The organism is Microbacterium sp. C23T (assembly GCF_053345975.1).
The window spans coordinates 1-24,590 of sequence record NZ_JBKFBD010000017.1 but is presented as its reverse complement, the minus strand read 5'-3'; the positions used below and the strand labels follow the sequence as shown (position 1 = coordinate 24,590).

The following is a 24,590-nucleotide window of genomic DNA, read 5'->3' as shown; positions in this document are numbered from 1 at the left end:
CGCTATGGCACTGGACAGGATCAGCCTCGTGATTCCCCCGGTCGGAGCGTGGCGCGAGCAGGAGCGGTGGTACCGCTGGGCCGAGCAGGTCGGCTACGACGTCGTCTACACCTACGACCACCTCACCCACGCGACGGCGCCGGGCATGTGGCTGAGCGAGGCCTTCACCACGCTCACGGCTGCGGCGGCCGTCACCGAGCGCATCCGCCTCGGCACGCTCGTGGCCTCGGCCGTGTTCCGCACGCCGGTCACGCTCGCCCGCGTCGCGATGACCGTGCAGGACATCTCGGGCGGTCGCCTGGTCCTCGGGCTCGGCATGGGTGCGCCGACGTGCGCGCTGGCCGACCACGGGGTGCGGGAGCGGCCGGCGGACATGTCGGCGCGGTTCGCGGACGTCGTCCGCGGCTACCGCGCGGCGCTCGGCGGGGCGACGGACTGGGAGGGCCGCACGACGTCGTTCCACGGCCTCGAGACGCTGCCGGCGCCCGAGGGGGTCGACCGCCCGGAGCTGCTGCTCGCCGCCCACGGACCCCGCGCGCTCGCGCTCGCCGCCGCGTACGCGGATACCTGGAACTCGTACGGCGGCCCCGGGTCGACACAGCTCGACGCCGACGAGTACTGGGCGCTGCTCGCCCGGCAGGCGCAGGGGTTCGACGAGGCCTGCCGGACCGCTGACCGGGATCCGTCGACCGTGCGTCGCTCGCTGCTGCTGGGATTCGGCCGCGTGCGCCCCACGACCAGCGTCGACGCGTACCTCGCGGCCGCCGAGCACGCCGCCGCACTCGGCTTCACCGAGCTCGTCGTGTACGCACCCGAGTCACCGGCCGGAATGGGCTCCGACCCGGCCGTCCACGAGCGGGCACTCGCCCGCCTGCGCTGACAGAGCCTTCGGCATCACGGATGCTGCGGGCCGCGGCATCCGGAACATCCTCACCAGCTGACCGGCAGCGCCTTGCCCTCCTCGTAGCCGGCCGCCGACTGGAGGCCGACGCGCGCGCGGTCGTGGAACTCGCCAACCGTCGAGGCACCCGCGTACGTGAAGGAGGACCGCACACCCGACGTGATCATGTCGAGCAGGTCCTCGAGGCCGGGGCGGAGGGGGTCGAGGTAGATCTTGGACGACGAGATGCCCTCGGCGAAGAGCTCCTTGCGCGCCAGCTCGTACGGATCGAGGCGCCCGAAGCGCTCGTGCACGGCCTTCGTCGACGCCATGCCCCACGATTCCTTGTAGGCCCGGCCGGCGTCGTCGATCTGCAGCTCGCCGGGCGCCTCGATGGTCCCCGCGAACCACGAGCCGATCATGACGGATGCCGCACCCGCCGCCAGCGCCAGCGCGACGTCGCGCGGGTAGCGCACACCGCCGTCCGCCCACACGTGCGCACCCATGATGCGGGCGGCCTCGGCCGTCTCGAGGACGGCGGAGAACTGCGGACGGCCGACGGCGGTCATCATGCGCGTCGTGCACATGGCGCCGGGGCCTACGCCGACCTTGAGGATGGTGGCGCCGGCGGTGACGAGGTCGTGCACGCCCTCGGCGCTGACGATGTTGCCCGCGGCGATGGGGATGCCGAGGTCGAGGTCGGCCACGGTCCGCAGTGCCCGGAGCATGCCCTCCTGATGCCCGTGGGCGGTGTCGACGACGAGGACGTCGACACCTGCGCCGGCGAGGGCCTTCGCCTTCGACGCGACGTCGCCGTTGATGCCGACCGCCGCGGCGACGATGAGGCGGCCCGACGCGTCGACGGCCGGCCGGTACAGCGTCGAGCGCAGTGCACTGCGGCGCGAGAGCGTGCCGACGAGGTGCCCGTGGTGCAGCACGCACACGGTCTCGGCTTCGGCGGCGACGATCACGTCGAACGCGTGGCGCGCGCTTTCGATGTCATCGGCATCGACGGATGCTGCGCGCCCACGCGCGAGGTCGCCCAGGCGTGCGTCGGGCAGGGCGGTGCCGAGTCGGGTCGCCGGGACGATGCCGAGGATCTCATCGGCATCGACGTGACCGGACGAGGCGTCGGCGACGACGATGCCGTGCCCTTCGGTGGCGGGGAGCAGCCGCGCCGCGTCGGCGACGGTCGCATCGGGCGGCAGCACGAGCGGGGTGTCCCACGCGACCGGCTGCGCCTTGACCCAGCGGATCGCGGCGTCGAGCTCCTGCAGCGGCATGTCCTGCGGGAGGACTCCGAGGCCGCCGCGACGCGCCAGCGTGGCCGCGAGGCGCGCACCCGTGACCGAGTTCATGTTCGCCGAGACGAGCGGGAGGGTGGCCGTCGTGCCGTCGCCCGGAGCGAGGTCGACATCGAGGCGGCTCGTGATCGCCGAGCGCCGCGGGACGAGGAAGACGTCAGAGTAGGTCAGGTCGACGTCGGGTGTTTCGCCGTAGAACTCCATGACCGCCAAGGTTAGTGACAGTTCCTGTGCGGATAATCATGCGGGTTCTTTCAGGTTCGCGACCCCAGAGGGCCGGAACCTCCCGCGCAGACTGGGCTAGGCTTAACCGTCGTGTGTGAGGGCGTTTCGCGCCCCCCGCGCATCCCAGAACTTCACCGATGAAAGCAGGCGATTCAGCGTGTCGAGCCAGGTGACGGGCGTCGGGGTTTCGAACGAGGGAGAGTTCGGAGCCAACGAGTGGCTCGTCGAGGAGCTGTACGAACAGTTCAAGATCGACCGGAACTCCGTCGACAAGGCGTGGTGGCCCGTTCTCGAGGCCTACCACCCCGTCGACGGGGCAGCACCGACCCAGGCCGCCGCCGCGGCGGCCGCACCCGCGGAGGCTGCGCCCCCGGCGGCCGCGCCCCCGGCGACCGCAACCCCGGCGACGGCATCCGAGCCGCGTCCGGTGACGGCGCCGATCCCGGTGATCGGCGCGCAGCCCGTGGCGCGCACCACCGCGCGCCCGGCCGCGCCGCAGCCGATCCCGGCGCAGGCGCCGAAGGCACAGCCGTCGGCAGCCGACGGCGAGGCCGACGCCGATGTCGTCACGACGCTGCGCGGCATGCCGAAGACCCTCGCCGCCAACATGGACGAGTCGCTGACCGTCCCGACGGCGACGAGCGTCCGGACGGTGCCGGCGAAGCTGATGATCGACAACCGCATCGTCATCAACAACCACATGTCGCGCACGCGCGGCGGCAAGGTGAGCTTCACGCACCTCATCGGGTGGGCGATCATCCAGGCGCTCAAGGAGTTCCCGAGCCAGAACGTGTTCTACGCCGAGATCGACGGCAAGCCGTCTCTCGTGGCGCCCGCGCACATCAACCTCGGCATCGCGATCGACCTCCCGAAGCCCGACGGCACCCGCGCCCTTCTCGTTCCGAGCATCAAGCGCGCCGAGCAGCTGACGTTCAACGAGTACCTCACGACCTACGAAGACCTGGTCACGCGTGCACGCGGGAACAAGCTCACCGCGGCCGACTTCCAGGGCACCACGATCTCGCTGACCAACCCCGGCGGCATCGGCACGGTGCACTCGGTGCCGCGTCTCATGAAGGGCCAGGGCTGCATCGTCGGCGCGGGCGCGCTCGAGTACCCGGCCGAGTTCCAAGGCGCGAGCGACAAGACGCTCAACGAGCTCGCGATCGGCAAGACGATCACGCTGACGAGCACCTACGACCACCGCGTCATCCAGGGTGCCGGGTCGGGCGAGTTCCTCAAGAAGGTGCACGAGCTGCTCATCGGGCAGCGCAGCTTCTACGAGGACATCTTCGCCGCGCTGCGCATCCCGTACGCGCCGATCCACTGGGCGTCCGACATCAACGTCGACCTCGCCGAGCGCGTCGACAAGACCGCGCGTGTGCAGGAGCTCATCAACTCGTTCCGGGTGCGCGGCCACCTCATGGCCGACATCGACCCGCTCCAGTACATGCAGCGCACGCACCCCGACCTCGAGATCGAGCAGCACGGACTCACGTTCTGGGACCTCGACCGCGAGTTCGTCACCGGCGGCTTCGGCGGCAAGCGCCAGATGAAGCTCCGCGACATCCTCGGCGTGCTCCGCGACTCGTACTGCCGCACCATCGGCATCGAGTACATGCACATCCAGGACCCGACGCAGCGCGCGTGGTTCCAGGAGAACGTCGAGGTCAAGTACCAGAAGCCCGGCCACGACGAGCAGCTGCGCATCCTCGACAAGCTGAACCAGGCCGAGGCGTTCGAGACGTTCCTTCAGACGAAGTACGTCGGCCAGAAGCGCTTCAGCCTCGAGGGCGGCGAGTCGCTGATCCCCCTCCTCGACGAGATCCTGCAGGGCGCGGCCCAGGCGGGCCTCGACGGCGCCGCGATCGGCATGGCGCACCGCGGTCGCCTCAACGTGCTGACGAACATCGCCGGCAAGACGTACGGCCAGGTGTTCCGCGAGTTCGAGGGCTCCGTCGCGATCGGCTCGAAGAGCGGCTCGGGCGACGTCAAGTACCACCTCGGCACCGAGGGCACGTTCGTCGCCGACAACCAGTCCGAGCTGCCCGTATACCTCGCCGCGAACCCGTCGCACCTCGAGACCGTCGACGGCGTGCTCGAAGGCATCGTCCGCGCGAAGCAGGACCGCAAGCCCATCGGAACGTTCACGTGGCTGCCGATCCTCGTCCACGGCGACGCGGCCTTCTCCGGCCAGGGTGTCGTGGTCGAGACGCTGCAGATGTCGCAGCTGCGCGGCTACCGCACCGGCGGCACCGTCCACGTGGTCGTCAACAACCAGGTCGGCTTCACCACGACGCCGACCGATGCGCGCACGTCGGTGTACGCGACCGACGTCGCCAAGACGATCCAGGCGCCGATCTTCCATGTGAACGGCGACGACCCCGAGGCCGTCACGCGCGTCGCCCAGCTGGCCTTCGCCTACCGCGAGCGGTTCCACCGCGACGTCGTGGTCGATGTCGTCTGCTACCGCCGCCGCGGTCACAACGAGGGCGACGACCCGTCGATGACGCAGCCCCTCATGACGAACCTCATCGAGGCGAAGCGCTCCGTGCGCCGCCTCTACACCGAGGCTCTCGTCGGTCGCGGCGACATCACCGAGGAAGAGTACGAGAAGGCGAAGCAGGACTTCCAGAACCGCCTCGAGATCGCGTTCGCCGAGACGCACGCGGCCGAGACCGGCTCATCGCCCATCCTCGTTCCGGACGCGGGGGCCCAGCCGGCCGCCGGCGAGCCCGCGACGACCGGCGTCTCTCGCGAAGTCGTCTCCCTCATCGGCGACACGTTCGTGAACAAGCCCAACGGCTTCACCGTCCACGCCAAGCTGCAGCAGCTGCTCGACAAGCGCCTCGACATGAGCCGCAACGGCTCGATCGACTGGGGCTTCGGCGAACTGCTGGCATTCGGCTCGCTGCTGCTCGAGAAGACCAACGTGCGTCTCGCGGGCCAGGACTCGCGTCGCGGCACCTTCGTGCAGCGCCACGCCGTGCTGCACGATCGCGCGAACGGTCAGGAGTGGATCCCGCTCACGAACCTGAGCGAGGACCAGGGGCGCTTCTACGTCTACGACTCGCTGCTGAGCGAGTACGCGGCCATGGCGTTCGAGTACGGCTACTCGGTCGAGCGCGCCGACTCGCTCGTGCTGTGGGAGGCCCAGTTCGGCGACTTCGCCAACGGCGCCCAGTCGGTCATCGACGAGTACATCTCGGCGGCCGACCAGAAGTGGGGCCAGCAGTCGAGCGTCGTGCTGCTGCTCCCCCACGGCTACGAGGGCCAGGGACCCGACCACTCGTCGGCACGCATCGAGCGGTACCTGCAGATGTGCGCGCAGGACAACATGACCGTCGCGCGTCCGTCGACCCCGGCGTCGTACTTCCACCTGCTGCGCCGCCAGGCGTACGCGCGTCCGCGCCGTCCGCTGATCGTCTTCACCCCGAAGGCGATGCTGCGCCTGCGCGGCGCGACGAGCCCGGTCGAGGACTTCCTCACCGGCCGCTTCGAGCCGGTGATCGACGACAACCGCGGTCTCGACAAATCGGCGGTCAAGCGCGTGCTGCTGCACGCCGGCAAGATCCACTGGGATCTGCGCGCCGAGCTCGACAAGAACCCGAACCCCGAGATCGCCCTGGTGCGCCTGGAGCAGTACTACCCGGCCCCGATCGACGAGCTCAACGCCGTCATCGACGCGTACCCGAATGCCGAGCTGGTGTGGGTGCAGGACGAGCCCGAGAACCAGGGTGCATGGCCCTTCATCGCCCTTGAGGTCGTGAAGAACCTGAACGGTCGCACCATCAGCCGCGTCTCGCGCGCGTCGGCGGCGTCGACCGCGACCGGTTCGCCGAAGGTGCACGCGGCCGAGCAGGCCGCGATCATGCAGCAGGCGCTCACGCTGTAGGCGGAGATCTCCGCCGGTTCGGCCCTGGAGGACTCAGCTCTGCGCTGAGGAGTCCAGGGCCGAACTGCGTTCTGCCGGGACCGCCGTCGTCTTCACCTCGACGATGGACCCGGGGTCTGCGGCCTCCGCCGCGATCTCGTCGCCGGGCGCATCCGCGTCCCGCGACGAGCGCCGCAGCCGCTTCCAGACCGTTACGAGTACCGCGGCGAGCGCGAGCGCGGCGGCGGGAAGCAGCTTCGCTCCGGCCAGGAGCAGCAGGCCGACCGACAGCACCGCCGCGACGACCGCCATGAACCAGCCCGCCGTGAAGCGCGGCAGGATCAGTGTCGCCGCTATCATGCCGGCGGCGTAGATCGACACCATGTTGCTGGTGTGGATGAGGATGAACGTCTGCAGGTCGCCGCCGGTCGCGAGCGCGATCGTGCAGTAGACCATCGCGATCACGAAGGTCAGCAGCAGGGCGCGGCGAGGCACTCCACCCGACTCGGCACCGGGCGCGAGCACCCGGGGCAGATCGCCCGACGACGCGAGCGACGCGCCGAGCTTGCCGAACGCGGCGAGGTAGGCGTTCATCACGCCCAGCACGACGATCGCGGCGACGGCGCCGACCGCGGTCGGACCGAAGCCGGGCGCCACCGCCTCGGCGAGCGAGAGCAGCGGAACAGCGCCGGCGCCCGCGTCCTCGCCGAGCACTCCCACAGTCACGACCTGCAGCAGCAGATACGCGAGGCCGGTCACGACGAGCGCGATGGCGGTGGCGATCGGGATGCTGCGGCGCGGGTCGCGGAACTCCCCCGAGATGTGCGTGCCGACCTCCCACCCCGCGAACGCCCAGACGAAGAGGCTGATCGCCGTGCCGACGCCCGCCCAGCCGTGGGGCAGGAACGGCGTGAAGCTCGACGCCTCGACGGCGGGGAAGGCCGTGGCCACGACGAAGACCACGATGCCGACGAGGAGGCCGGTGAGGACGAACTGCACCCAGCCGGCGACCCGCACCCCCAGCATGTTGACGGCGAACGGCGGGATGAGGATCGCGAACACGAGGATGGGCACGGCGACGCGGTCGATGTGCAGGATCGCGGTCAGGTACTCGGCGCCGAGGACCGCGAGCACCGGGAACCCGGCGGCGACGCCGAAGTAGAACCAGTAGCCGGTCGCGCGGGCCGCCGTGCGACCGAGCGCGCGACGCACGTAGCTGGCGACGCCTCCCGGATCGGGGTAGCGCGCGGCCAGGGAGGCGAAGGTGCCCGCCAGCGGCACGGCGAGCACGATGACGGCCAGCACCGAGACGATGGACGCGGGACCCGCCACATCGGCCGCGAGGCCGGGGAGCACGAGGAGCCCGGTGCCGAGCACCGACGCGATGTAGAGCGCCGTGCCCTGGACGACGCCGAGTCCGCCGGGGGTTCCGCTGTGAGTCACCGTTCCAGTGTGACGGGGACGTGCGACACCCCGGCCCGTCTGCGCCGCCGTGCTGGAGCGGATTCCTGCCAATCCGCGAGCGGACGTTCCTCAGACGAGGTTCTGCGCCGAGATGCGGACCGAATCAGGCATGTCGCCCCTCACACCGGCAATGCTCCTCAACTGAGGATCGGTTGCGGGCCGCGGCTCAGGCTCCGATCGGGTCGACGCCGGCGCGGGCGAAGGCGGCGGCGGCGGCATCCGTCGACTGCTCACGATCGGTCTCGACGAGACCGAGGCGGGTGCGCCGGTCGAGGAGGTCGGCGACGCTCAGGGCGCCCTCGACCGCGACCCCCCACTGGAGCTCCTGGGCCGTCACGCCGCACGCGGCGCCCGCACCCGTCGGCAGGGCGGCCGCGTACGGCGCCTCGGCGCCGTACCGGCGCACCAGCCGCGGCGCCGCGGCGATCTCGCCGAGGCGGTGCCGCGGCCACGCGCCGACGAGCGGGATCGAACGCGTGCCCGACGGACGGGAGGCGAACCCGGGGTCGCGCCGGATCACGGCGTCGACGGCGTCCTCCGCCATCCGCCGGTACGTCGTGAGCTTGCCCCCGACGATGCTGAGCACGCCGCTCTCAGCCTCGATGATCGCGTGACGACGCGACAGGTCGCTGGTGTCGTGGTCGTCGTCGCCGGCGAGCAGCGGCCGCAGGCCGGCGAAGGTCGAGAGCACGTCGGTGCGGACGAGGGGCTCCTCCAGCACGGTGTTGACCGTGCCGAGGAGCATGTCGATCTCGGCCTCGGTCGCGTGCGCGACGTCGGGGATCGGCCCGTCGGCGGGCACGTCCGTGAGGCCGATGTAGGTGCGCCCGTGCTGCGCCGGCAGCGTGAACACGAACCGGCTCGACGACCCGGGGACCGGCACGGTGAGCGACACATCCGAACCGCCCAGGCGGGCCGTCGAGACCACGAGGTGCGTGCCGCGGCTCGGCCGCAGGCGGACGTCGTGATCGAGCTCTCCCGCCCACACGCCCGTCGCGCTCACGACAGCGCGCGCGTGCACGTGGACCGTCTCGCCCGTCACGAGGTCGCGCAGGGTCGCCTCGCGGCCGGTGACCGAGACGGCCTCGACACGGGTGAGGACGGATGCCCCGTACCCGGCGGCCGTCCGCGCGACGGCGACGACAAGCCGGGCATCGTCGATGAGCTGCCCGTCCCAGCCCCGCACCCCGCCGCGGAGACCCTCGGCGCGAACGGCTGGCGCGAGGGCGAGGGTGGCGTCGCGGCCGATCGGGCCGGGCGGCCGCAGCAGCGACCCGGGGGTCCCGACCGCGCGGCGCAGGCCGTCACCGAGCTCGTAGCCCATGCCGATGTACGCACCGCGCGCGAGGTGGCCGGGCTCGTGCAGCGGCACGACTTGGGCTAGCGCACGCGTGAGGTGGGGCGCCGTCCGGGTGAGGAGGATGTTGCGCTCCGTCGCACTCTCGTGCGCGATCCCGATCTGGCCCGACGCGAGGTACCGCAGGCCGCCGTGCACGAGCTTGGAGCTGAAGCGGCTGGTGCCGTGCGCGAGGTCGTGCCGTTCGACCAGGACGGTGCTGAGGCCCCGGCTCGCGGCATCCAATGCGATCCCGGCGCCGGTGATGCCGCCGCCGATGACGAGCAGGTCGATCTCGCCGCGGTCGGCGAGCGCGTCGAGCTCGCGCGCGCGCCGTCCCGCCGAGAGCGCGGACGATCCGGGCGTGCGCCCCACGATGCGTGTCGTCATCGCTGCCCCTCCACGGTCGGTGCGAGATAGCCGCGCAGCGCGTGCGCGAGTTCGGCGCGCCACGCGCTCTCGGGCAGCCACTCGGCGACGAGTGGCGCCGACTGCACCGCCGACTGCGCGACGAGCAGCACCATGGCCGCCAGCTGCGGCGGGTCTCCCGCTCGAACGAAGCCGGCGCGCTGCCCCGCGGCGATGCGCCGGGCGGTCTCGGCGTGGATCGCCCGCTGGCTCGTCCCGAGCCGATCGAGGATGTACCGGGCGAACAGCTCGGGATCGGTGTCGCGGAGCCGGTCGACGAGGGGAAGACGTCGCACGCGGTCGGCGGTCTCGACGAGAAGCGCGACCAGCTCGTCGAGGTCCGAGGACTCCCCGGCCGCGGCGGGAAGCGCCGCGACGAGCTCGCGCGTCACGAGGGCGGCGAACACCGCCTGCGCGTCGGGCCAGTAGCGATAGAGCGTCTGGCGGGCGATCCCGCAGCGTCGGGCGATGTCGGAGGCCGTCGTCCGGCGGATGCCGTGCGCCAGCACCTCGGCGAGCGCGGCGTCGAGGATCGCGGTCTCGGTATCGGGCACTCCATCGGCCATGTGACAACCATACAGAATGTGTCATACTGTCGCCATGGCTGCGACGGTGCCCACCGATTCCTCGAGCGACCCGGTGCGTCCGCTCGCCGTCCCGACGCCCCGCCCCCGCGGCGACTGGGACGCCTGGGGGTCCGAGCCGGCCCGTCTGCCGGCGGCCGCGAAGGCGATCGTCGCGACGCTGCTGCCGGGCAAGGCGCATCCCGTCCCGCACCGCGCCGCGCCCGTCCTCACGCCCTCGCTGCTGCCCGACGGCGACCTCGCGGCGCTGGCCGACGTGGTCGGCGCCGACGCTGCGACGCGGGACGATGCGGTGCGCATGCTGCACCTCGGCGGCAAGAGCACGCCCGATCTTCTGCGCCGGCGGCTCGAGGACCTGCAGGCCGCGCCGGACGGGGTGGTCTCCCCCGCGGATCACTCCGAGGTCGCCGCCGTGCTCCGCGTGTGCGGCGAGCGCGGCATCGCCGTCGTGCCCTTCGGCGGGGGCACCTCCGTCGTGGGCGGCGTGGACCCCGTGCGCGGCGCCCAGCGTGCCGTGATCGCCCTCGACCTCCGCCGCACCGCGGCGCTCCTCGCACTCGACGAGGTCTCGCTTCTCGCGACGTTCGGCGCCGGCACGACCGGTCCGCAGGCCGAGGAGCTGCTCGGCGCCCGCGGCTACACGCTCGGGCACTTCCCGCAGAGCTTCCTGTACGCCTCCCTCGGCGGGTACGCGGCGACGCGATCGAGCGGCCAGGCCTCGCGCGGCTACGGCCGATTCGACGACCTCGTCCACGCGCTGCGCGTCGCCACTCCGGCCGGAGACCTCGACCTCGGACGCTCCCCCTCGAGCGCCGCCGGCCCCGACCTGCGCGAGCTGTTCCTCGGCTCGGAGGGCGCCTTCGGCGTCCTCACCGAGGTGACCGTGCGCATCCGCCCGGTCCCCGCGGCGACCGCATACCGCGCCTGGTCGTTCCCCGATTTCGCCGCGGGGGCGTCGGCGTTCCGCGAAGCCACGCAGCGCGGCGTCCGTCCCACCGTCCTGCGGCTGAGCGACGAGACCGAGACGCGGGTGAACGCGGCGATGGGCGGACACCTCACGCGGATGCGCGGATGCCTCGCCGTCGCCACCTTCGAGGGCGCGACGTCCGCCGAGGCCGAGGCGACGCGCGATGCGCTCGACGCGGTCTTCCGCGCGCACGGCGCGACGTCGCGAGGTGAGGATCCGGCGCGGTCGTGGGAGCGCGGCCGCTTCGCCTCGCCCGCGCTGCGCGACACCCTCATGGACATCGGCGTGCTCGCCGAGACCCTCGAGACCGCGACGACGTGGGCGCACCTGCCCGCCCTCAAGGCCGCCGTCACCGCCGCGCTCACCGAGAGCCTCGCCGCCGAGGGAACGAAGCCCATCGTGCTGTGCCACATCTCGCACGTCTACCCGGCGGGCGCGTCGCTTTACTTCACGGTGGTCGCCGCGCTCACCGACGATCCCGAGGCTCAGTGGACGAGCGCGAAGGATGCCGCGTCCCGCGCGATCGGCGGCGCCCACGGCACGATCACCCACCATCACGCCGTGGGGCGCGATCATCGCCCGTATCTCGAGGCCGAGATCGGGCCGCTCGGCGTAGAGGTGCTGCGCGCGGTGAAGCGCGTGCTCGACCCGCACGGGATCATGAACCCCGGTGCTCTGGTCGAGCCGGCCGCCACGGCGCCGGAGCGGGCATGAAGGTCGCGCTGCTCGTCAACCCCGCGGCGCGCGCCGGCGCCCACACCGGCGCCGCGACCGACGCCGCCGAGCGCCTGCGCGCACACGGCGTGCAGACGTCGATCCTGAGCGGTGGCAGCGCGGCGGAGTCGTCCACGCTGCTGCGGACCGCGATCGAGGTCGGCGTGGACGCGGTCGTCGTCGCCGGCGGCGACGGCACGGTGAACCTCGCGCTCCAGGAGGTCGCGGGCACCGGCATCCCGCTCGGCATCGTGCCCTCGGGCACCGGTAACGACTTCGCGGCGACGCTGGGGCTGCGCGAACTCGATGTCACCGCGGCGGCCGACGCCATCGCCGCGGGCGTCACCCGGGCGATCGACCTCGCCCGCGTCACCCGCGAGGATGGATCGACCCGGTACTTCGGGTCGGTGCTCGCGAGCGGGTTCGACTCGAAGGTCAACGACCGCGCCAACGCGATGCGCTGGCCGCGCGGCGGCTCGCGGTACAACATCGCGATCCTGGTCGAGTTCCTGACGCTCGCCGGCATCCCGTACGATGTCGAGCTGGAGCTCGCCGACGGCACGCGCGAACACGTGGGCGGCGACCTCGTGATGGCGACCGTCGGCAACGGGCGCACGTATGGCGGAGGCATCCCGATCTGTCCCGATGCCGACCCGGCCGACGGTCTGCTCGACGTCGTGCTCGTGCGCCCCGCCGGGAGGCTGCGCCTGCTGCGCCTCCTCCCCCGGGTGTACCAGGGCACGCACTCGGACGTGCCCGAGGTCGCGATGCGACGTGTGCGCTCGGTGCGGCTGTCGTCACCGGGGGTCACGGCGTACGCCGACGGAGACCCGATCGGTTCGCTGCCGCTGACCGTCGACGTGGTGCCCGGCGCACTCACGATCTTCACGCCCGCCGGCTGACCCCGCGGGCGGCGGCGTCAGTGCGCCGCCTGGACCGCCCGGAGCTTGGCCAGCACCTGATCGCGCAGCTCTTCGGGTGCGCTCTCCTTGCATGCCCGGGCGAGCACCTCCGTCAGCGTGGTCGCGACGAGCGCCTCGTCGCGGCAGCCCTCGCAGTTCGCCAGGTGCTCGGCGATGTCGCTCTGCTCGGTCTTGCAGACCTCGTGGCGCAGGTACTCCTCCAGGTCGCGCCGCGCCTTCTCACAACCGCAGTCGGTCATTTCGTGCTCCTTGTGGCGGCGGGGGTGATGCCGCGCTCTTTCGCGTAGTCGGCCAGCAGTTCACGCAGCATCCGCCTGCCACGATGCAGACGGCTCATGACCGTGCCGATGGGGGTCTTCATGATGTCGGCGATCTCCTGGTAGGCGAAGCCCTCGACGTCGGCGAGGTACACCGCCAGCCGGAAGTCCTCCGGGATGGACTGCAGCGCGTCCTTCACGACCGACGCGGGCATGTGGTCGATCGCCTCGGCCTCCGCCGAGCGCGTGCTCGTCGCAGTGGTCGACTCGGCTCCGCCGAGCTGCCAGTCCTCGAGGTCGTCGATCGTGCCCTGGTACGGCTCGCGCTGCTTCTTGCGGTAGGTGTTGATATAGGTGTTCGTCAGGATGCGGTAGAGCCACGCCTTGAGGTTGGTGCCCTGCGTGAAGGTCCTCCACGAGGCGAACGCCTTGACGAAGGTCTCCTGGACGAGATCCGCCGCATCTGCGGGGTTGCGGGTCATGCGCATGGCCGCGGCGTACAGCTGGTCCATGAAGGGCAGCGCCTGCTCTTCGAACTGCGCGCGGGGATCCTGATCGCGGTCCGCCTCGGCAGCCTGGTCGGTCGAGTCGCTCATCACGCGCCAGTCTACGGCGGCCTGTTCCAGGCTGCCTGGGACCCGCGCGTCACGCTCGGCGAGGAGGGGCGCCTCACGATCGAGGCGCTCGAGAGTGGCGAACATCCGGCTCCGCTCAGTAGGTTGCTCCCGGCTCGTGCCCACCGGGTTCAGTAGGGTAGAACCCGATGACAGCCGACGCGTATTCCCCGCCCTCCGCGCCGATCGAGCGCGGCCACTGGCCCGCGCCCGTCGCGGACGGCGCTCTGCACGCCACGGTGACCGTCCCCGGGTCGAAATCGCTGACGAACCGGGAGCTGATCCTGGCCGCCCTCGCGGACGCCCCGAGCCGCCTGATCGCGCCGCTGCACTCCGACGACTCCGCCCGCATGATCGACGCGCTGCGCTCGCTCGGCGTCGGCATCGAGTTCGTCGAAGGCAGCGGACTGTACGGCGACGACATCGAGGTGACCCCGGTGTGGCCCCTTCACGGCGACACCGTCGTGGACTGCGGGCAGGCGGGCACCGTCATGCGGTTCGTGGCCGGTCTCGGCGGCTTCGCCCGCGGCGACGTCACACTCACGGCGCACGAGAGCGCGCTGCACCGTCCCATGGGCGCCATGATCACGGCGCTGCGCGACGTCGGCGTCGACATCGACGACGGCGGCCACTGGGCGCTCCCCTTCGCCATCCGCGGCCACGGCCACGTGCGCGGCGGAGAGGTGACGATCGACGCCAGCGCGTCGAGCCAGTTCGTCTCCGGTCTCCTGCTCGCGGCGCCGCGCTTCGACGTCGGGCTGCAGCTGCGTCACTCCGGCGAGCGGCTGCCGAGCATCCCGCACATCGACATGACCGTCGAAGCCCTCGGCCACCGCGGCGTGCACGTCGAGCGCCCGGGCGTCGGCGAGTGGATCGTGCCCGCCGGCCCGATCCGCGGCAAGGACGTGGCGATCGAGCCCGACCTGTCGAACGCCGCGCCGTTCCTGGCTGCGGCCATGGTGGCCGGCGGTGCGGTGTCGGTCACCGGCTGGCCCGCGCACTCCACCCAGCCCGGTGCGATGCTCACCGAGATCCTGTCGCTCATGGGCGCCCGCGTGGTGCGCCGCGGCGGCGCGCTCACCGTGACCGCCGGAGCCGGCATCCAGGGCGTCGATCTCGATCTGTCGGCCGCCGGCGAGCTGACTCCCACGATCTTCGCGCTCGCCGCCTTCGCGGACTCGCCCTCGACGCTGCACGGCATCGGTCACATCCGCGGCCACGAGACCGACCGCATCGCGGCGCTCGTCGCGGAGCTGCGCGGCCTCGGCGGCGAGGCCGAAGAGCTTCCCGACGGCATTCGCATCGTTCCCCGCCCGCTGCATGGCGGGACCTGGCACGCGTACCACGACCACCGCATGGCGACCACCGGCGCCCTGATCGGCCTGGCTGTGCCCGGCGTCGAGGTAGACGACATCGGCACGACCGCCAAGACGATGCCCGAGTTCCCGCAGATCTGGCAGCGGATGCTCGACGGCGAGCACGCAGACGGCGGGCTCCCCGAGGAGACGATGCGCGCCTCGTGAGGGGGCGCGTGCACACGTTCGCGGAGCGATCGGCATGACTCGATGACCGGGACGACACCGTGAGCTGGCTCGACGACGTCGACGACGACGACGAACCGGAGTTCGACGAGGCCGACGTGCGCGTGCGGCCGAATCCGAAGGCCAACCGCCCCCGGACGAAACGCCGTCCGGCGCACAGCGACGCCGAGATCGCACGCGTGCTCGGCGTCGACCGCGGCCGGTACACCGTGCTCGTCGACGAAGACACGCCGACCGAGCGCACGGTGCTCGCCGCCCGCGCGCGCGAGCTCCGCAAGACGCCGATCGTGACCGGCGACCGCGCTCGCGTCGTCGGCGACGCGTCCGGAGACGACGGCACGCTCGCGCGCATCGTCGGCATCGAGGACCGCACCTCGCTGCTCAGGCGCAGCGCCGACGACACCGACCAGGTCGAGCGCGTCATCGTCGCCAACGCCGACCAGATGCTCGTCGTGGTCGCCGCCGCGGACCCCGAGCCGCGCCCGCGGCTTGTCGACCGGTATCTCGTGGCGGCGCTGGATGCCGGCGTCCGTCCTCTCCTTGTCGTGACCAAGACCGACCTCGCCGACCCGGCGGAGTTCCTCGCCCATTTCGACGGCCTCGACCTCGAGGTGTTCACGAGCGGGCGGGAGGAGATGCCGCTCGAGCGCATCGGCGCGGCGCTCGTCGGCCACTCGACGGTGTTCGTCGGGCACTCGGGCGTCGGCAAGTCGACGCTCGTCAACGCGCTCGTGCCCGATGCGAAGCGCGCGACCGGGCACGTCAACGTCGTGACCGGGCGCGGGCGGCACACCTCGAGTTCGACCGTGTCGCTGCGCTATCGGGGCGAAGGGGGCAACGGCTGGGTCATCGACACCCCCGGTGTGCGCTCGTTCGGCCTCGGCCACGTCGATCCCGCGAACATCCTGCGTGCGTTCACCGACCTCGACGCGATCGCCGAGGAGTGCCCTCGCGGGTGCACCCACCTCCCCGACGCGCCCGATTGCGCCATCGTCGAGGCGGTCGAGGAGGGCCGGCTGGGCCCCGGCGGCGCCGCCCGACTCGACTCGCTGCAGCGACTGCTGGAGACGTTCGCCAAGAGGAGCCAGGAGCCCGGCGCCTAGAGTGGGACGGTGACCACGACACGCCTCGAACCCGGCTCCCTCGCCCCCGCCTTCACGCTCGTCGACCAGGACGAGCAGGCGGTGACGCTGAAGGACCTGCGGGGCGGACGCGTGATCCTGTTCTTCTATCCGGCGGCGATGACGCCCGGCTGCACCAAGGAGGCGTGCGACTTCCGCGACAGCCTCGCCCCGCTGCAGGCGGCCGGCTACACGGTGCTCGGCATCTCCCCCGACGAGCCCGAGAAGCTCCGCCGGTTCCGGGAGCGCGACGGCCTCACGTACGACCTGCTGAGCGACCCCGGCCACAAGGTGCTCGAGAAGTACGCCGCATGGGGCGAGAAGATGAACTACGGCAAGACCTTCATGGGCGTCATCCGCTCCACGTTCGTCATCGACGAGAAGGGCCGCCTCACGCACGCGCTGTACAACGTGCGCGCCACCGGCCACGTCGCGCGCGTACGGACGCTCCTGGGCGTCTAAGCCCCGCCCGGAGCCTGTCCGTCGGCCTCCTCGTCGCGCTGCCGGCGCGCCGCCCGTCCGGCGTCGCGTACGGCGAGCACGAGGAGCACGAGGACGACCACGGCCGGGGCGGCGAGCGCCAGGGCCGCCGCCGGATCGGCGAACGCACCCGTCGCCGCGCCGAGGGCGACCGCGAGGATCAGCAGCTGCGTGACGATGCCGCCCGAACGACCCCACGACTGGCCGCGCCAGATCGCGAATGCGAAGGCGATGACCGCGGCCGCGCCGACGAGGGTCAGCACCGCGAGCGCGATCGCGCTCTCGATCGAACCGGTGTCGCCCGAGGCGATCGCGACGATCTCGCGCACCGTGAGCGCGGCGAGGCCGAGTCCCTCGAGCCCCACCAGCACGGCGGCGATCCTTCCGGACAGGTTTGTCCGCATTCTCCGTCGACTCCTTCTTCCACCGACAGCGGTTTGTGCGAACCCTCCATACGCCCTGGGGAACACTCAGCAAGTCCTACACAAACCCGCCGATGAACCCTTGATTCAGGTAAACCGCTATGGGACGATTGGTGAAGCCGTGTGCTCCCACAGCGACGTGGGGCGAGATTCTTCTCGCACATCCCACAGGGTACCGGACCCGAACCGGGCCCTTTTTCCCCACCCCTCTGTCACAAGGAGCACCACCATGGACTGGCGCGACAAGGCCGCCTGCCTGACCGTCGACCCCGAACTGTTCTTCCCCGTCGGGAACACCGGTCCGGCCGTCGATCAGATCGAGAAGGCCAAGTCGGTGTGCGCACGCTGCACCGTCACCGAGATCTGCCTGCAGTACGCCCTCGAGACCGGCCAGGACTCGGGCGTGTGGGGAGGCCTCTCCGAGGACGAGCGCCGCGCGCTCAAGCGCCGCGCCGCCCGCGCGCGCCGCGCCTCCTAGCGAAGACCTGCAGAGAACGGATGCCGCATCCCGCGGCATCCGTTCTGCACGTTCGCGGGCCGAACGCCTCGGGCTCAGCTCTGGGAGCGCTCGATGTAGCGCAGCGGGATGTCGATCGTGACCTCCGTGCCGCTGCCCATGATGGTGTGCCAGTCGATGGTGCCGCCGAGCTCGCCCTGGATGAGGGTGCGCACGATCTGCGTGCCGAGGCCGCGACCGACCTGACCCTCCGGGAGCCCGGAGCCGGTGTCGCGCACGCGTACCTCGAGGCGGTCGTCGGTGCGCTCGGCGATGATCTCGACATCGCCCTCCTGCCCCGCGAGCCCGTGCTCGACGGCGTTCGTGACGAGTTCGGTGAGGGCGAGCGCGAGCGGCGTCGCGTATTCGCTGGGCAGGGTGCCGAAGCGGCCCGTGGAGTGCGTCTTGGCGCGCGTGTTCGGCGCCGCGGCGACCTCGGCCACGAGCTTCAGCACGCGGGCGAACACCTCGTCGAAGTCCACGTTCTGCGCGAGGCCCTCCGAGAGGGTGTCGTGCACGACGGCGATCGCCGACACCCGGCGCATGGCCTGCGTGAGCGCGTCTCGCGCCTCCTCAGTGTGCGAGCGGCGGGCTTGGATGCGCAGCAGAGACGCCACGGTCTGCAGGTTGTTCTTGACGCGGTGGTGGATCTCGCGGATCGTCGCGTCCTTGGTGATGAGCTCCTGCTCCTGGTGGCGGATCTCGGTCACGTCGCGGCAGAGCACGATCGCGCCGATGCGCGTGCCGTGATCGCGCAGCGGAATGGTGCGCAGCGACACCGTCACCCCGCGCGCTTCGAGATCGGCGCGCCACGGCGCGCGGCCGGTGACCACGACCGGGAGCGACTCGTCGAACTGGCGCTTCGTCGGAAGGATGCCGGTCACGACCTCGACGAGCGACTCGCCCTCGAGCTCGTCGTCGAAGCCGAGGCGGTTGAACGCCGACAGCGCGTTGGGGCTCGCGAAGGTGGTGATGCCGTCGACGTCGAGCCGCACCAGACCGTCGGATGCACGCGGCGCGCCGCGCCGCGGCGACGTCGGCGCGGACAGGTCGGGGAAGTCGCCCGACGCGATCATGCCGAAGAGGTCGTCGGCGCAGTCGTTGAAGGTGATCTGCTGCCGCGAAGGCGTGCGGGCCTCGCCGAGGTTCGTGTGACGGGTGATCACGCCGATCACCGTCGCCTCCTTCCCGCTCTTGCGGGCCACCGGCACCGCCCGGACGCGGGTGGGGGTCTCTTCGAACCAGTCCGGCGACGCGGAGTCGACGATGCGGCCCGTCTGGAACGCCTCGCGCACCTGCGTGCGCCACTGCGGCCGCACACGGTCGCCGACGATGTCTCGGTAGAAGAGCGTCGCCGCACCGCCGGGACGGGTGTGCGCGACGGCGACGAAGGAGTCGTCGGAGGTGGGCACCCAGAGCACGATGTCGGCGAACGCCAGATCGGCGAGGAGCTGGCCGTCTCCTGCGAGACGGTGCAGCCACTCCACGTCCTCTTCACTGGAGCGGCCCTGGGCGTAAACGAGATCGCTGAGGGTCGACACGGACCTAGCCTAGAGCGCGCCGATCACACGACTCGTTCGACGACACGTGCCATGTCGTCGGCGTCGGCGTGCGCGGGTCGGCCGGAGCCGGTGCGGTGGACGCTCCGGCGCCGCGGCTTCGCGGCGCGCTGCGGCGCAGGAGCGGGCACGATCGCCTCGCCGACGAACCGCCGGAGCGCGAGCGTGAAGGGCGATCGAGGCGCCACGTCGGCGATCGGCTGCGACGCGAGGATCGCGGCATCCGCGGATCTCGGGTCCTGCGGGAGGAACCAGACGTCCTCGATGCCGCCGAAGCGGTCGAGGGTGCGGCGCACCTGCCCGCGGGCGTCGATGCCGAGGGTTCCGGGGCGGAGCCGGTTGGCGACGACGGCCACCCGGGTCGCGCCGACGGTGGCGCGGAGGTCGGCGTGCCCGCGCAGGAACCGCGCGACGCCCACCGGATCGGCCGCCACCACCGCGACCACGAGGTCTGCGGCGCGCAGCGCGGCGAGGGTGGCGGCGTGGCGTCGCGGCCCGTCGAGGTCGCTCATGATCTCCTCGTCGCGCTCGAGCGACGAGGAGACGTCGACCACCGTGTAGTCGGCCCACTCGCGGCAGGCGGCGAGGGCGGCGCCCACGCGCCGGTCGCTCAGCTCGGGCCAGCGGGAGGGCCGGTTGATGCCCGTGAGCACGTCGACACCGGTGCGGCCGAGCGGCACCGCGATGCGGGTGAGCTCGCGCGCGTCGAGACCGCCGAGCTCGGCCTGCCGGCAGGCGGCGGCGAATCCGGGCCCCTCGTCGGCGAGCCCGAGCGTCAGGGCGAGCGACGGCGCGTGCGTGTCGGCGTCGACCAGCGCGACGTGGCGCCCGCCGCGCGCGAGCTCGACGGCGAGCTCCGTCGCCACGGTGGACCGCCCGGGGGCGCCGGCGGGACCCCACACCGCGATCACGCGCGGCTGCGGGCGCGCGGGCGACTCCGCAGCCGACGCGCGCGGCGCCACGGAGAGCGCCTCGGCGATGCGCCATGGCTCGGTGTGCAGATCCAGCGGAGCCTCGAGGCCGCACGACGCCGCGATCCGCTCCCCCGCCGCGTCCTCGACGAGCGGCAGGACGCGCGTGCCGGCACGGTCGCAGAGGGCGACGACGGTCGGCGACATCGTGGAGCGCGACACCGCGACCACCAGCGCGTCGGCGTCGGCGAGCGCCCGGAGCAGCGTCTCGGCGTCGGCGCCCAGCATCCCATCCGCCGCAGCGAGGGCGGGAGCGGATGCCGCGACCTCCGCGATCACGTCGATCCCCTCCCGCCGCAGCCCGTCGACGAGGAGTCGGGCGTCGTCGACGGCGACGACGACCCTCACGAGCCGGAACCCGTCGTCGGGACGATGGAGAGCGCGGACTCGTCGGCCATCGCGGCGAGCGTCGCGGGCACGTCCGCCCGCGGGATCACGAGTTCGAGGGCGGCCGCACCGCCGCCGATCATGGAGTCGTCGCGGGTCACCGAGACCACGGTGGCGTCGGCGACCAGGACGCGCGGCTCGTCGTACGCCCCCTGCTCGAGCAGCGGTGCCGACCAGACCTCGACGACGCTGCCCGCCTCGACCGACGCGGGCACGTCGACGGCGCTGCGGACGACGACGCTCGTGGTGCGTGCGGAGGAGGGATCGCCGACGGATGCCGCGGGCACCAGTTCGCCCGCCTCGATCGTGCGGGTCGCGACGACGGGCTCGTCGAGGTCGTCCGCGGTGAGGTAGGTGCCGGCGAGCGTCCCGAGTGCGACGTCGACGACCTTGAGGTCGCCGGTCCCGATCGCCTCGCCGGGGACGATCGTGTGGGCGGCGGCGTACACCGGGACGGTCTGGCGCGCGGCCGACACGACGAGCCACACACCGACGACGGATGCTGCCACCAGGAGCACGCCGAGGAAGAACCGCGCATCGCCCCAGAAGGCTCGGCGCGGGGTGCGGACGGGGTCGTGAGCGGCGGTCATGCGTCCATCGTCGCCGACTCTGCATGAGGCCGTCGGGCGTTATCCACAGGGGTGAGGGGGCCCAGCCCGCACCGGGGAGGCAGGTCCATAATGGGGGCATGTCAGATGACCCGACGTCCGACGTGCGGCTGTACGCACCCGCCCAGGTGGGCGAGGTGCTCGGCGTCTCGGTCGACGAGGTCATGGCTCTGGTCCACGAAGGGCGGCTCCGGGGCCTGCGCGTCGGCGCACCCGCGCGCTGGCGGATCGACGCCGCGAGCGTCGGGGAGTACCTCGACGACCAGGCCGAGGAGGCCCGGCGCATGGCGCTGTGGCGTCAGTCCCAGACCGCCAGCTTCCCCGAGCTGTGGGGCGGAAGCATCGTCCGCCACCCCGACTGAGCACGGCAGCCCTCGCGCGGATGCGCCGACCCGGCGGTCAGGGGATCGCGGGTGCCTCGTCCGCGCGGATCCACGCGATGGCCGCGAACGGCACCAGCCGGTAGCCCGACACCGCGTCGGCACGCCGCGGCGCGCCATGGTCGTGCACCGCGAGGTCGAGATGGTCGGCACCGGCGCGATCGATCGTGCCGGTGAGGACCCGCCCAGAGACGAGGTGCACGGCGACCCCCGCCCGGCGGCGCACGAGATCGCGCAGCACGAAGCCGAACGTGAGCCGATCGGCCAGGGGTGATCGCGGCGGCGCCGGGCGCGCGGTGCGCAGGAGGTCGGCGTGCGGCAGGCCGATGGCCCCCAACGAGGCGAACGGCACGACCACCGCGCCACCGGGTCCGTCGGCGAGGGCCAGCGCGACCCAGTCGGCGCCCACGCCGGTCACGGACGCGCGCACCGTCGTACCGTCGGCGAGGTCGAACGATGCCACGGTCGGGGAAGCCCCGTCGCGGGCGGCGAGCAGCGTCAGGCGCTCGGACAGCTGCACCCGCGAGAGCCTCAGACGCTCGGCCTCGGTGTCGAGCGCGGCGCGCTCGGCCTCCCATTCGGAGGCGAGCTGATCCTCGAGGTCGTCGAAGAAGCGGTCCCAGCGCACTCAGTGAGAGTAGGGCACCGCGGCAGATCGGCCGACGAGTTATCCACAGCCGACCAGGCCGGATTTTCCTGAGAGTTCGCTGTGTGGTCTACTGTCCGGAAAGACATCCCCCTGTCGAGATTGGCACCCATGGCAACGACGCCCGCGGGCACCGCCCGCGTACCCTATGCGTCCCGCAGCAGCGCGCAGGTCGCAGAGTTCTTCGCGCCGCAGCGGACGCCGTCCACAGCGCTCCCCGCACCGGAGCCGTTCCTGCGCAACCTCACGGTCGGCGTGCTCGAGGTCTTCGCGGGTGTCCGCGAAGTCGACCAGCTCGCCCGCTGGCTCACCGAGGACGCCTACCGCAAGCTCGTCACGCGTGCGAACCTCGCGACCCGGGCGCGCAGCGCCCGCGGTGTGGCGGCGAAGCGCCCCGTGCACACGATCATGTCGGTGCACGAGTCCTCCCCCGCCGACGGCATCATCGAAGCGGTCGTCGTCGTCCGGGGGCCCGCGCGCACGCGCGCCCTGGCCGTGCGGATCGAGGGCATGGACGGCCGCTGGCGCGCCACCTCGCTCGCGCTCCTCTGACCGGCGCCCTGACGAAGCCGCCGTCGCACGCGCACGCCTGACGGCGACTGTGCGGCGCGAGGCGCCCACGACCCGGCGACGGAACCGGCCCCGACGATGCGGCCGGTCCCGTCGTCAGCTCTTGTCGTCCTTGTCGATGAGCTCGAGCAGCGACCGCAGCGCGTCGCGGATCTCGTAGTGGTCGTGCTGTCCGGCGCGGCTCTCGGCCGAGATCACCCCGGACCGATGGACCTTCTTGAAATCGCCCACCGGGAACGAGTACGCCTGCTTCGTCTCCTCGTTCTCGCGGTGGTCGATGCCGATGTGCCAGTGGGAGTACTCGGTCCATCCTTCTCGCTTGATGTACGAGTTCTCCTCGTCGGCCGTCGGCGCGGCCTCCGACCAATCGTCGCGTTCATCGCGCACGACCTTGCCGTCCCGGATGAGCGAGCGCATGTGGCGCAGCGCCGGCTGGTTCAGTTCGATGGACATGCCGCGAAGCTACGACGCAGGCCCCCGTCAAGCGAGGGGGTTGACGAACCGCGCGGCGCGCGGAACCAGTCGCTACTGCTTGTACGACGAGAGGAAGTTGCCGAGCCGCTCGACGGCCTCGGCGAGGACACGGGCCTCGGGCAGTGTGACGATGCGCAGGTGGTCGGGGGTCGGCCAGTTGAAGCCGGTCCCCTGCACCAGCAGCACGTGCTCGGCGACGAGGAAGTCGTAGACGAGCTTGGCGTCGTCGCGGATTTCGTACACGTTCGGGTCGAGCCGCGGGAACGCGTAGAGCGCGCCCTTGGGCTTCAGGCACGTCACGCCGGGGATGCGCTCGAGACCCTCCCATGCCGCGTCCCGCTGCTCATGCAGGCGCCCCTCGGGCGCGATGAGCGCGTCGATCGACTGGACCCCCGACAACGCGGCCTGCACGGCGTACTGCGCCGGCACGTTGGGGCACAGCCGCGTGGACGCGAGCAGCTGGATGCCCTCCAGGAATCCTGCGGCGTGCTTCTTCGGCCCCGTGATCACGAGCCAGCCGGAACGGTAGCCCGCGACGCGGTACGTCTTCGACAGGCCGTTGAACGTGAGGCACAGCAGGTCGGGCGCGAGCGTCGCGAGCGGGATGTGCTTGGCCTCGTCGTAGAGGATGCGGTCGTAGATCTCGTCCGAGAGCAGCAGCAGCGAGTTCTCGCGCGCGATCTCGACGATCCCCTGGAGGACCTCGCGGCTGTAGACGGCGCCGGTCGGATTGTTGGGGTTGATGACGACGATCGCCTTGGTGCGCGGCGTGACCTTCTCGCGGATGTCTTCCAGCGAGGGCTGCCATTCGGCGTCGGGGTCGCAGCGGTAGTGCACGGGGGTGCCGCCGGCGAGGCTCGTCATCGCCGTCCACAGCGGGTAGTCCGGCGCCGGGATCAGCACCTCGTCGCCCTCGTCGAGGAGCGCCTGCATGGTCATCGTGATGAGCTCGGACACCCCGTTTCCGAGGTAGACGTCGTCGGGGTCGAACTGCGGGAAGCCGGGCACCTGCTCGTACCGCGACACGACCGCGCGCCGCGCTGACATGATGCCCTTGCTGTCGCTGTACCCGTGCGCGTGCGGGACGGCCTCGATCATGTCGCGCACGATCTGGAACGGCGCCTCGAACCCGAAGACCGCGGGGTTGCCCGTGTTCAGTTTCAGGATCGTGTGGCCGTCGTCCTCCAGCCGGTCTGCCTCTGCCAGTGCCTGCCCGCGGATCTCGTAGAGAACGTTCTGGAGCTTGCTCGACTGATCGAGGGGGCGGAGGGGACTCATCGCTTCAGGATATCCGCGGCCGGCCGGTGCCAATCGCCGCCAGGTGGCCCGCCCCGTGATACACCGATCGGCGGACGAGACCCCGGGGAAACCCCGAGGTCTCGTCC

Annotated in this window: 23 protein-coding genes; 10 read left to right on the top strand and 13 right to left on the bottom strand. The window is 71.9% G+C overall.

All coding sequences use genetic code 11. The annotated features are described in order from the left end of the window. Positions 1 to 4: 4 nt before the first annotated feature. On the top strand, positions 5 to 880 hold the full coding sequence (locus ACLBXX_RS11170; RefSeq protein ID WP_447658072.1) for an LLM class flavin-dependent oxidoreductase: 876 nt from the start codon (positions 5 to 7) through the stop codon (positions 878 to 880). Between the two features lie 50 nt (positions 881 to 930). Here the strand turns inward: ACLBXX_RS11170 and guaB1 are convergent, their stop codons facing one another. Beyond that, positions 931 to 2,388 carry a GMP reductase gene (guaB1, locus tag ACLBXX_RS11165; RefSeq protein WP_447658071.1) on the bottom strand — a complete coding sequence of 486 codons (1,458 nt, stop codon included), beginning with the start codon at positions 2,386 to 2,388 and terminating at the stop codon, positions 931 to 933. A 178-nt stretch (positions 2,389 to 2,566) separates the two neighbouring features. On the opposite strand from guaB1, the gene ACLBXX_RS11160 reads away from it, so the two are divergent. After that, positions 2,567 to 6,304 carry a multifunctional oxoglutarate decarboxylase/oxoglutarate dehydrogenase thiamine pyrophosphate-binding subunit/dihydrolipoyllysine-residue succinyltransferase subunit gene (locus tag ACLBXX_RS11160; RefSeq protein WP_387146222.1) on the top strand — a complete coding sequence of 1,246 codons (3,738 nt, stop codon included), beginning with the start codon at positions 2,567 to 2,569 and terminating at the stop codon, positions 6,302 to 6,304. A gap of 33 nt (positions 6,305 to 6,337) precedes the next feature. Here ACLBXX_RS11160 and ACLBXX_RS11155 read toward each other — a convergent pair whose 3' ends face one another. The 3 genes from ACLBXX_RS11155 to ACLBXX_RS11145 all read right to left on the bottom strand — a co-directional run bounded on the left by ACLBXX_RS11155 (position 6,338) and on the right by ACLBXX_RS11145 (position 10,057). Continuing rightward, complete coding sequence (locus tag ACLBXX_RS11155; RefSeq protein ID WP_447658070.1) at positions 6,338 to 7,726, bottom strand: APC family permease; 1,389 nt, start codon at positions 7,724 to 7,726, stop codon at positions 6,338 to 6,340. A gap of 187 nt (positions 7,727 to 7,913) precedes the next feature. Then, positions 7,914 to 9,473: a glycerol-3-phosphate dehydrogenase/oxidase gene (locus ACLBXX_RS11150; RefSeq protein ID WP_447658069.1), complete on the bottom strand. Its 1,560-nt coding sequence runs from the start codon at positions 9,471 to 9,473 to the stop codon at positions 7,914 to 7,916. Then, positions 9,470 to 10,057 (bottom strand): TetR/AcrR family transcriptional regulator, encoded by a 588-nt coding sequence (locus ACLBXX_RS11145; RefSeq protein WP_447658068.1) that lies wholly within the window; start codon positions 10,055 to 10,057, stop codon positions 9,470 to 9,472. The genes ACLBXX_RS11150 and ACLBXX_RS11145 overlap by 4 nt, the downstream gene beginning before the upstream one ends. Positions 10,058 to 10,091: 34 nt before the next feature. On the opposite strand from ACLBXX_RS11145, the gene ACLBXX_RS11140 reads away from it, so the two are divergent. Further along, positions 10,092 to 11,756 (top strand): FAD-binding oxidoreductase, encoded by a 1,665-nt coding sequence (locus tag ACLBXX_RS11140; protein ID WP_447658067.1) that lies wholly within the window; start codon positions 10,092 to 10,094, stop codon positions 11,754 to 11,756. Then, the gene (locus ACLBXX_RS11135) at positions 11,753 to 12,658 is read left to right on the top strand and encodes a diacylglycerol kinase (RefSeq protein ID WP_447658066.1); all 906 of its coding nucleotides are present in this window, start codon (positions 11,753 to 11,755) and stop codon (positions 12,656 to 12,658) included. The genes ACLBXX_RS11140 and ACLBXX_RS11135 overlap by 4 nt, the downstream gene beginning before the upstream one ends. Before the next feature lie 17 nt (positions 12,659 to 12,675). Here the strand turns inward: ACLBXX_RS11135 and ACLBXX_RS11130 are convergent, their stop codons facing one another. Together ACLBXX_RS11130 and ACLBXX_RS11125 are read right to left on the bottom strand one after the other, a co-directional pair. Further along, on the bottom strand, positions 12,676 to 12,918 hold the full coding sequence (locus ACLBXX_RS11130; protein ID WP_045297433.1) for a zf-HC2 domain-containing protein: 243 nt from the start codon (positions 12,916 to 12,918) through the stop codon (positions 12,676 to 12,678). Continuing rightward, a complete protein-coding gene (locus ACLBXX_RS11125) occupies positions 12,915 to 13,532 on the bottom strand; it encodes a sigma-70 family RNA polymerase sigma factor (protein WP_447658065.1) in 618 nt (205 codons plus the stop codon). Before ACLBXX_RS11125 ends, ACLBXX_RS11130 begins: the two co-directional genes overlap by 4 nt. Positions 13,533 to 13,699: 167 nt before the next feature. Here ACLBXX_RS11125 and aroA point away from each other — a divergent pair, with 167 nt between their 5' ends. Genes aroA through bcp form a run of 3 tightly spaced genes read left to right on the top strand, consistent with a single transcriptional unit; the run spans position 13,700 to position 16,674 of the window. Continuing rightward, positions 13,700 to 15,073 (top strand): 3-phosphoshikimate 1-carboxyvinyltransferase, encoded by a 1,374-nt coding sequence (gene aroA, locus ACLBXX_RS11120; RefSeq protein ID WP_447658064.1) that lies wholly within the window; start codon positions 13,700 to 13,702, stop codon positions 15,071 to 15,073. A gap of 59 nt (positions 15,074 to 15,132) precedes the next feature. Next, on the top strand, positions 15,133 to 16,194 hold the full coding sequence (rsgA, locus tag ACLBXX_RS11115) for a ribosome small subunit-dependent GTPase A (RefSeq protein WP_447658063.1): 1,062 nt from the start codon (positions 15,133 to 15,135) through the stop codon (positions 16,192 to 16,194). Positions 16,195 to 16,203: 9 nt separating this feature from the next. After that, positions 16,204 to 16,674 (top strand): thioredoxin-dependent thiol peroxidase, encoded by a 471-nt coding sequence (gene bcp / locus ACLBXX_RS11110; protein ID WP_310289439.1) that lies wholly within the window; start codon positions 16,204 to 16,206, stop codon positions 16,672 to 16,674. Here bcp and ACLBXX_RS11105 read toward each other — a convergent pair. Continuing rightward, a complete protein-coding gene (locus tag ACLBXX_RS11105; protein ID WP_387146192.1) occupies positions 16,671 to 17,096 on the bottom strand; it encodes a histidine kinase in 426 nt (141 codons plus the stop codon). The genes bcp and ACLBXX_RS11105 overlap by 4 nt on opposite strands. A gap of 247 nt (positions 17,097 to 17,343) precedes the next feature. On the opposite strand from ACLBXX_RS11105, the gene ACLBXX_RS11100 reads away from it, so the two are divergent. After that, positions 17,344 to 17,592 (top strand): WhiB family transcriptional regulator, encoded by a 249-nt coding sequence (locus ACLBXX_RS11100; protein ID WP_018171995.1) that lies wholly within the window; start codon positions 17,344 to 17,346, stop codon positions 17,590 to 17,592. Between the two features lie 74 nt (positions 17,593 to 17,666). Here ACLBXX_RS11100 and ACLBXX_RS11095 read toward each other — a convergent pair whose 3' ends face one another. The 3 genes from ACLBXX_RS11095 to ACLBXX_RS11085 are packed head-to-tail and all read right to left on the bottom strand — an operon-like array spanning position 17,667 to position 21,117. Then, positions 17,667 to 19,151 (bottom strand): sensor histidine kinase, encoded by a 1,485-nt coding sequence (locus ACLBXX_RS11095; RefSeq protein ID WP_447658062.1) that lies wholly within the window; start codon positions 19,149 to 19,151, stop codon positions 17,667 to 17,669. Between the two features lie 23 nt (positions 19,152 to 19,174). Continuing rightward, complete coding sequence (locus tag ACLBXX_RS11090; protein ID WP_447658061.1) at positions 19,175 to 20,488, bottom strand: AAA family ATPase; 1,314 nt, start codon at positions 20,486 to 20,488, stop codon at positions 19,175 to 19,177. Then, positions 20,485 to 21,117, bottom strand: coding sequence for an SAF domain-containing protein (locus ACLBXX_RS11085; RefSeq protein WP_447658060.1), 633 nt, complete (start codon positions 21,115 to 21,117; stop codon positions 20,485 to 20,487). The genes ACLBXX_RS11090 and ACLBXX_RS11085 overlap by 4 nt, the downstream gene beginning before the upstream one ends. Before the next feature lie 98 nt (positions 21,118 to 21,215). On the opposite strand from ACLBXX_RS11085, the gene ACLBXX_RS11080 reads away from it, so the two are divergent. Beyond that, positions 21,216 to 21,497, top strand: a complete 282-nt coding sequence (locus ACLBXX_RS11080; protein WP_387147590.1) for an excisionase family DNA-binding protein — start codon at positions 21,216 to 21,218, stop codon at positions 21,495 to 21,497. Between the two features lie 37 nt (positions 21,498 to 21,534). Here ACLBXX_RS11080 and ACLBXX_RS11075 read toward each other — a convergent pair whose 3' ends face one another. Next, complete coding sequence (locus ACLBXX_RS11075; protein WP_447658059.1) at positions 21,535 to 22,143, bottom strand: hypothetical protein; 609 nt, start codon at positions 22,141 to 22,143, stop codon at positions 21,535 to 21,537. 129 nt (positions 22,144 to 22,272) lie between these two features. Here ACLBXX_RS11075 and ACLBXX_RS11070 point away from each other — a divergent pair, with 129 nt between their 5' ends. Continuing rightward, complete coding sequence (locus tag ACLBXX_RS11070; RefSeq protein ID WP_375871237.1) at positions 22,273 to 22,713, top strand: Rv3235 family protein; 441 nt, start codon at positions 22,273 to 22,275, stop codon at positions 22,711 to 22,713. 114 nt (positions 22,714 to 22,827) lie between these two features. On the opposite strand, the gene ACLBXX_RS11065 is transcribed toward ACLBXX_RS11070, so the two are convergent. Continuing rightward, positions 22,828 to 23,184: a hypothetical protein gene (locus ACLBXX_RS11065; protein ID WP_387147584.1), complete on the bottom strand. Its 357-nt coding sequence runs from the start codon at positions 23,182 to 23,184 to the stop codon at positions 22,828 to 22,830. Between the two features lie 72 nt (positions 23,185 to 23,256). Beyond that, the gene (locus ACLBXX_RS11060; RefSeq protein WP_447658058.1) at positions 23,257 to 24,483 is read right to left on the bottom strand and encodes a pyridoxal phosphate-dependent aminotransferase; all 1,227 of its coding nucleotides are present in this window, start codon (positions 24,481 to 24,483) and stop codon (positions 23,257 to 23,259) included. Positions 24,484 to 24,590: the final 107 nt, after the last annotated feature.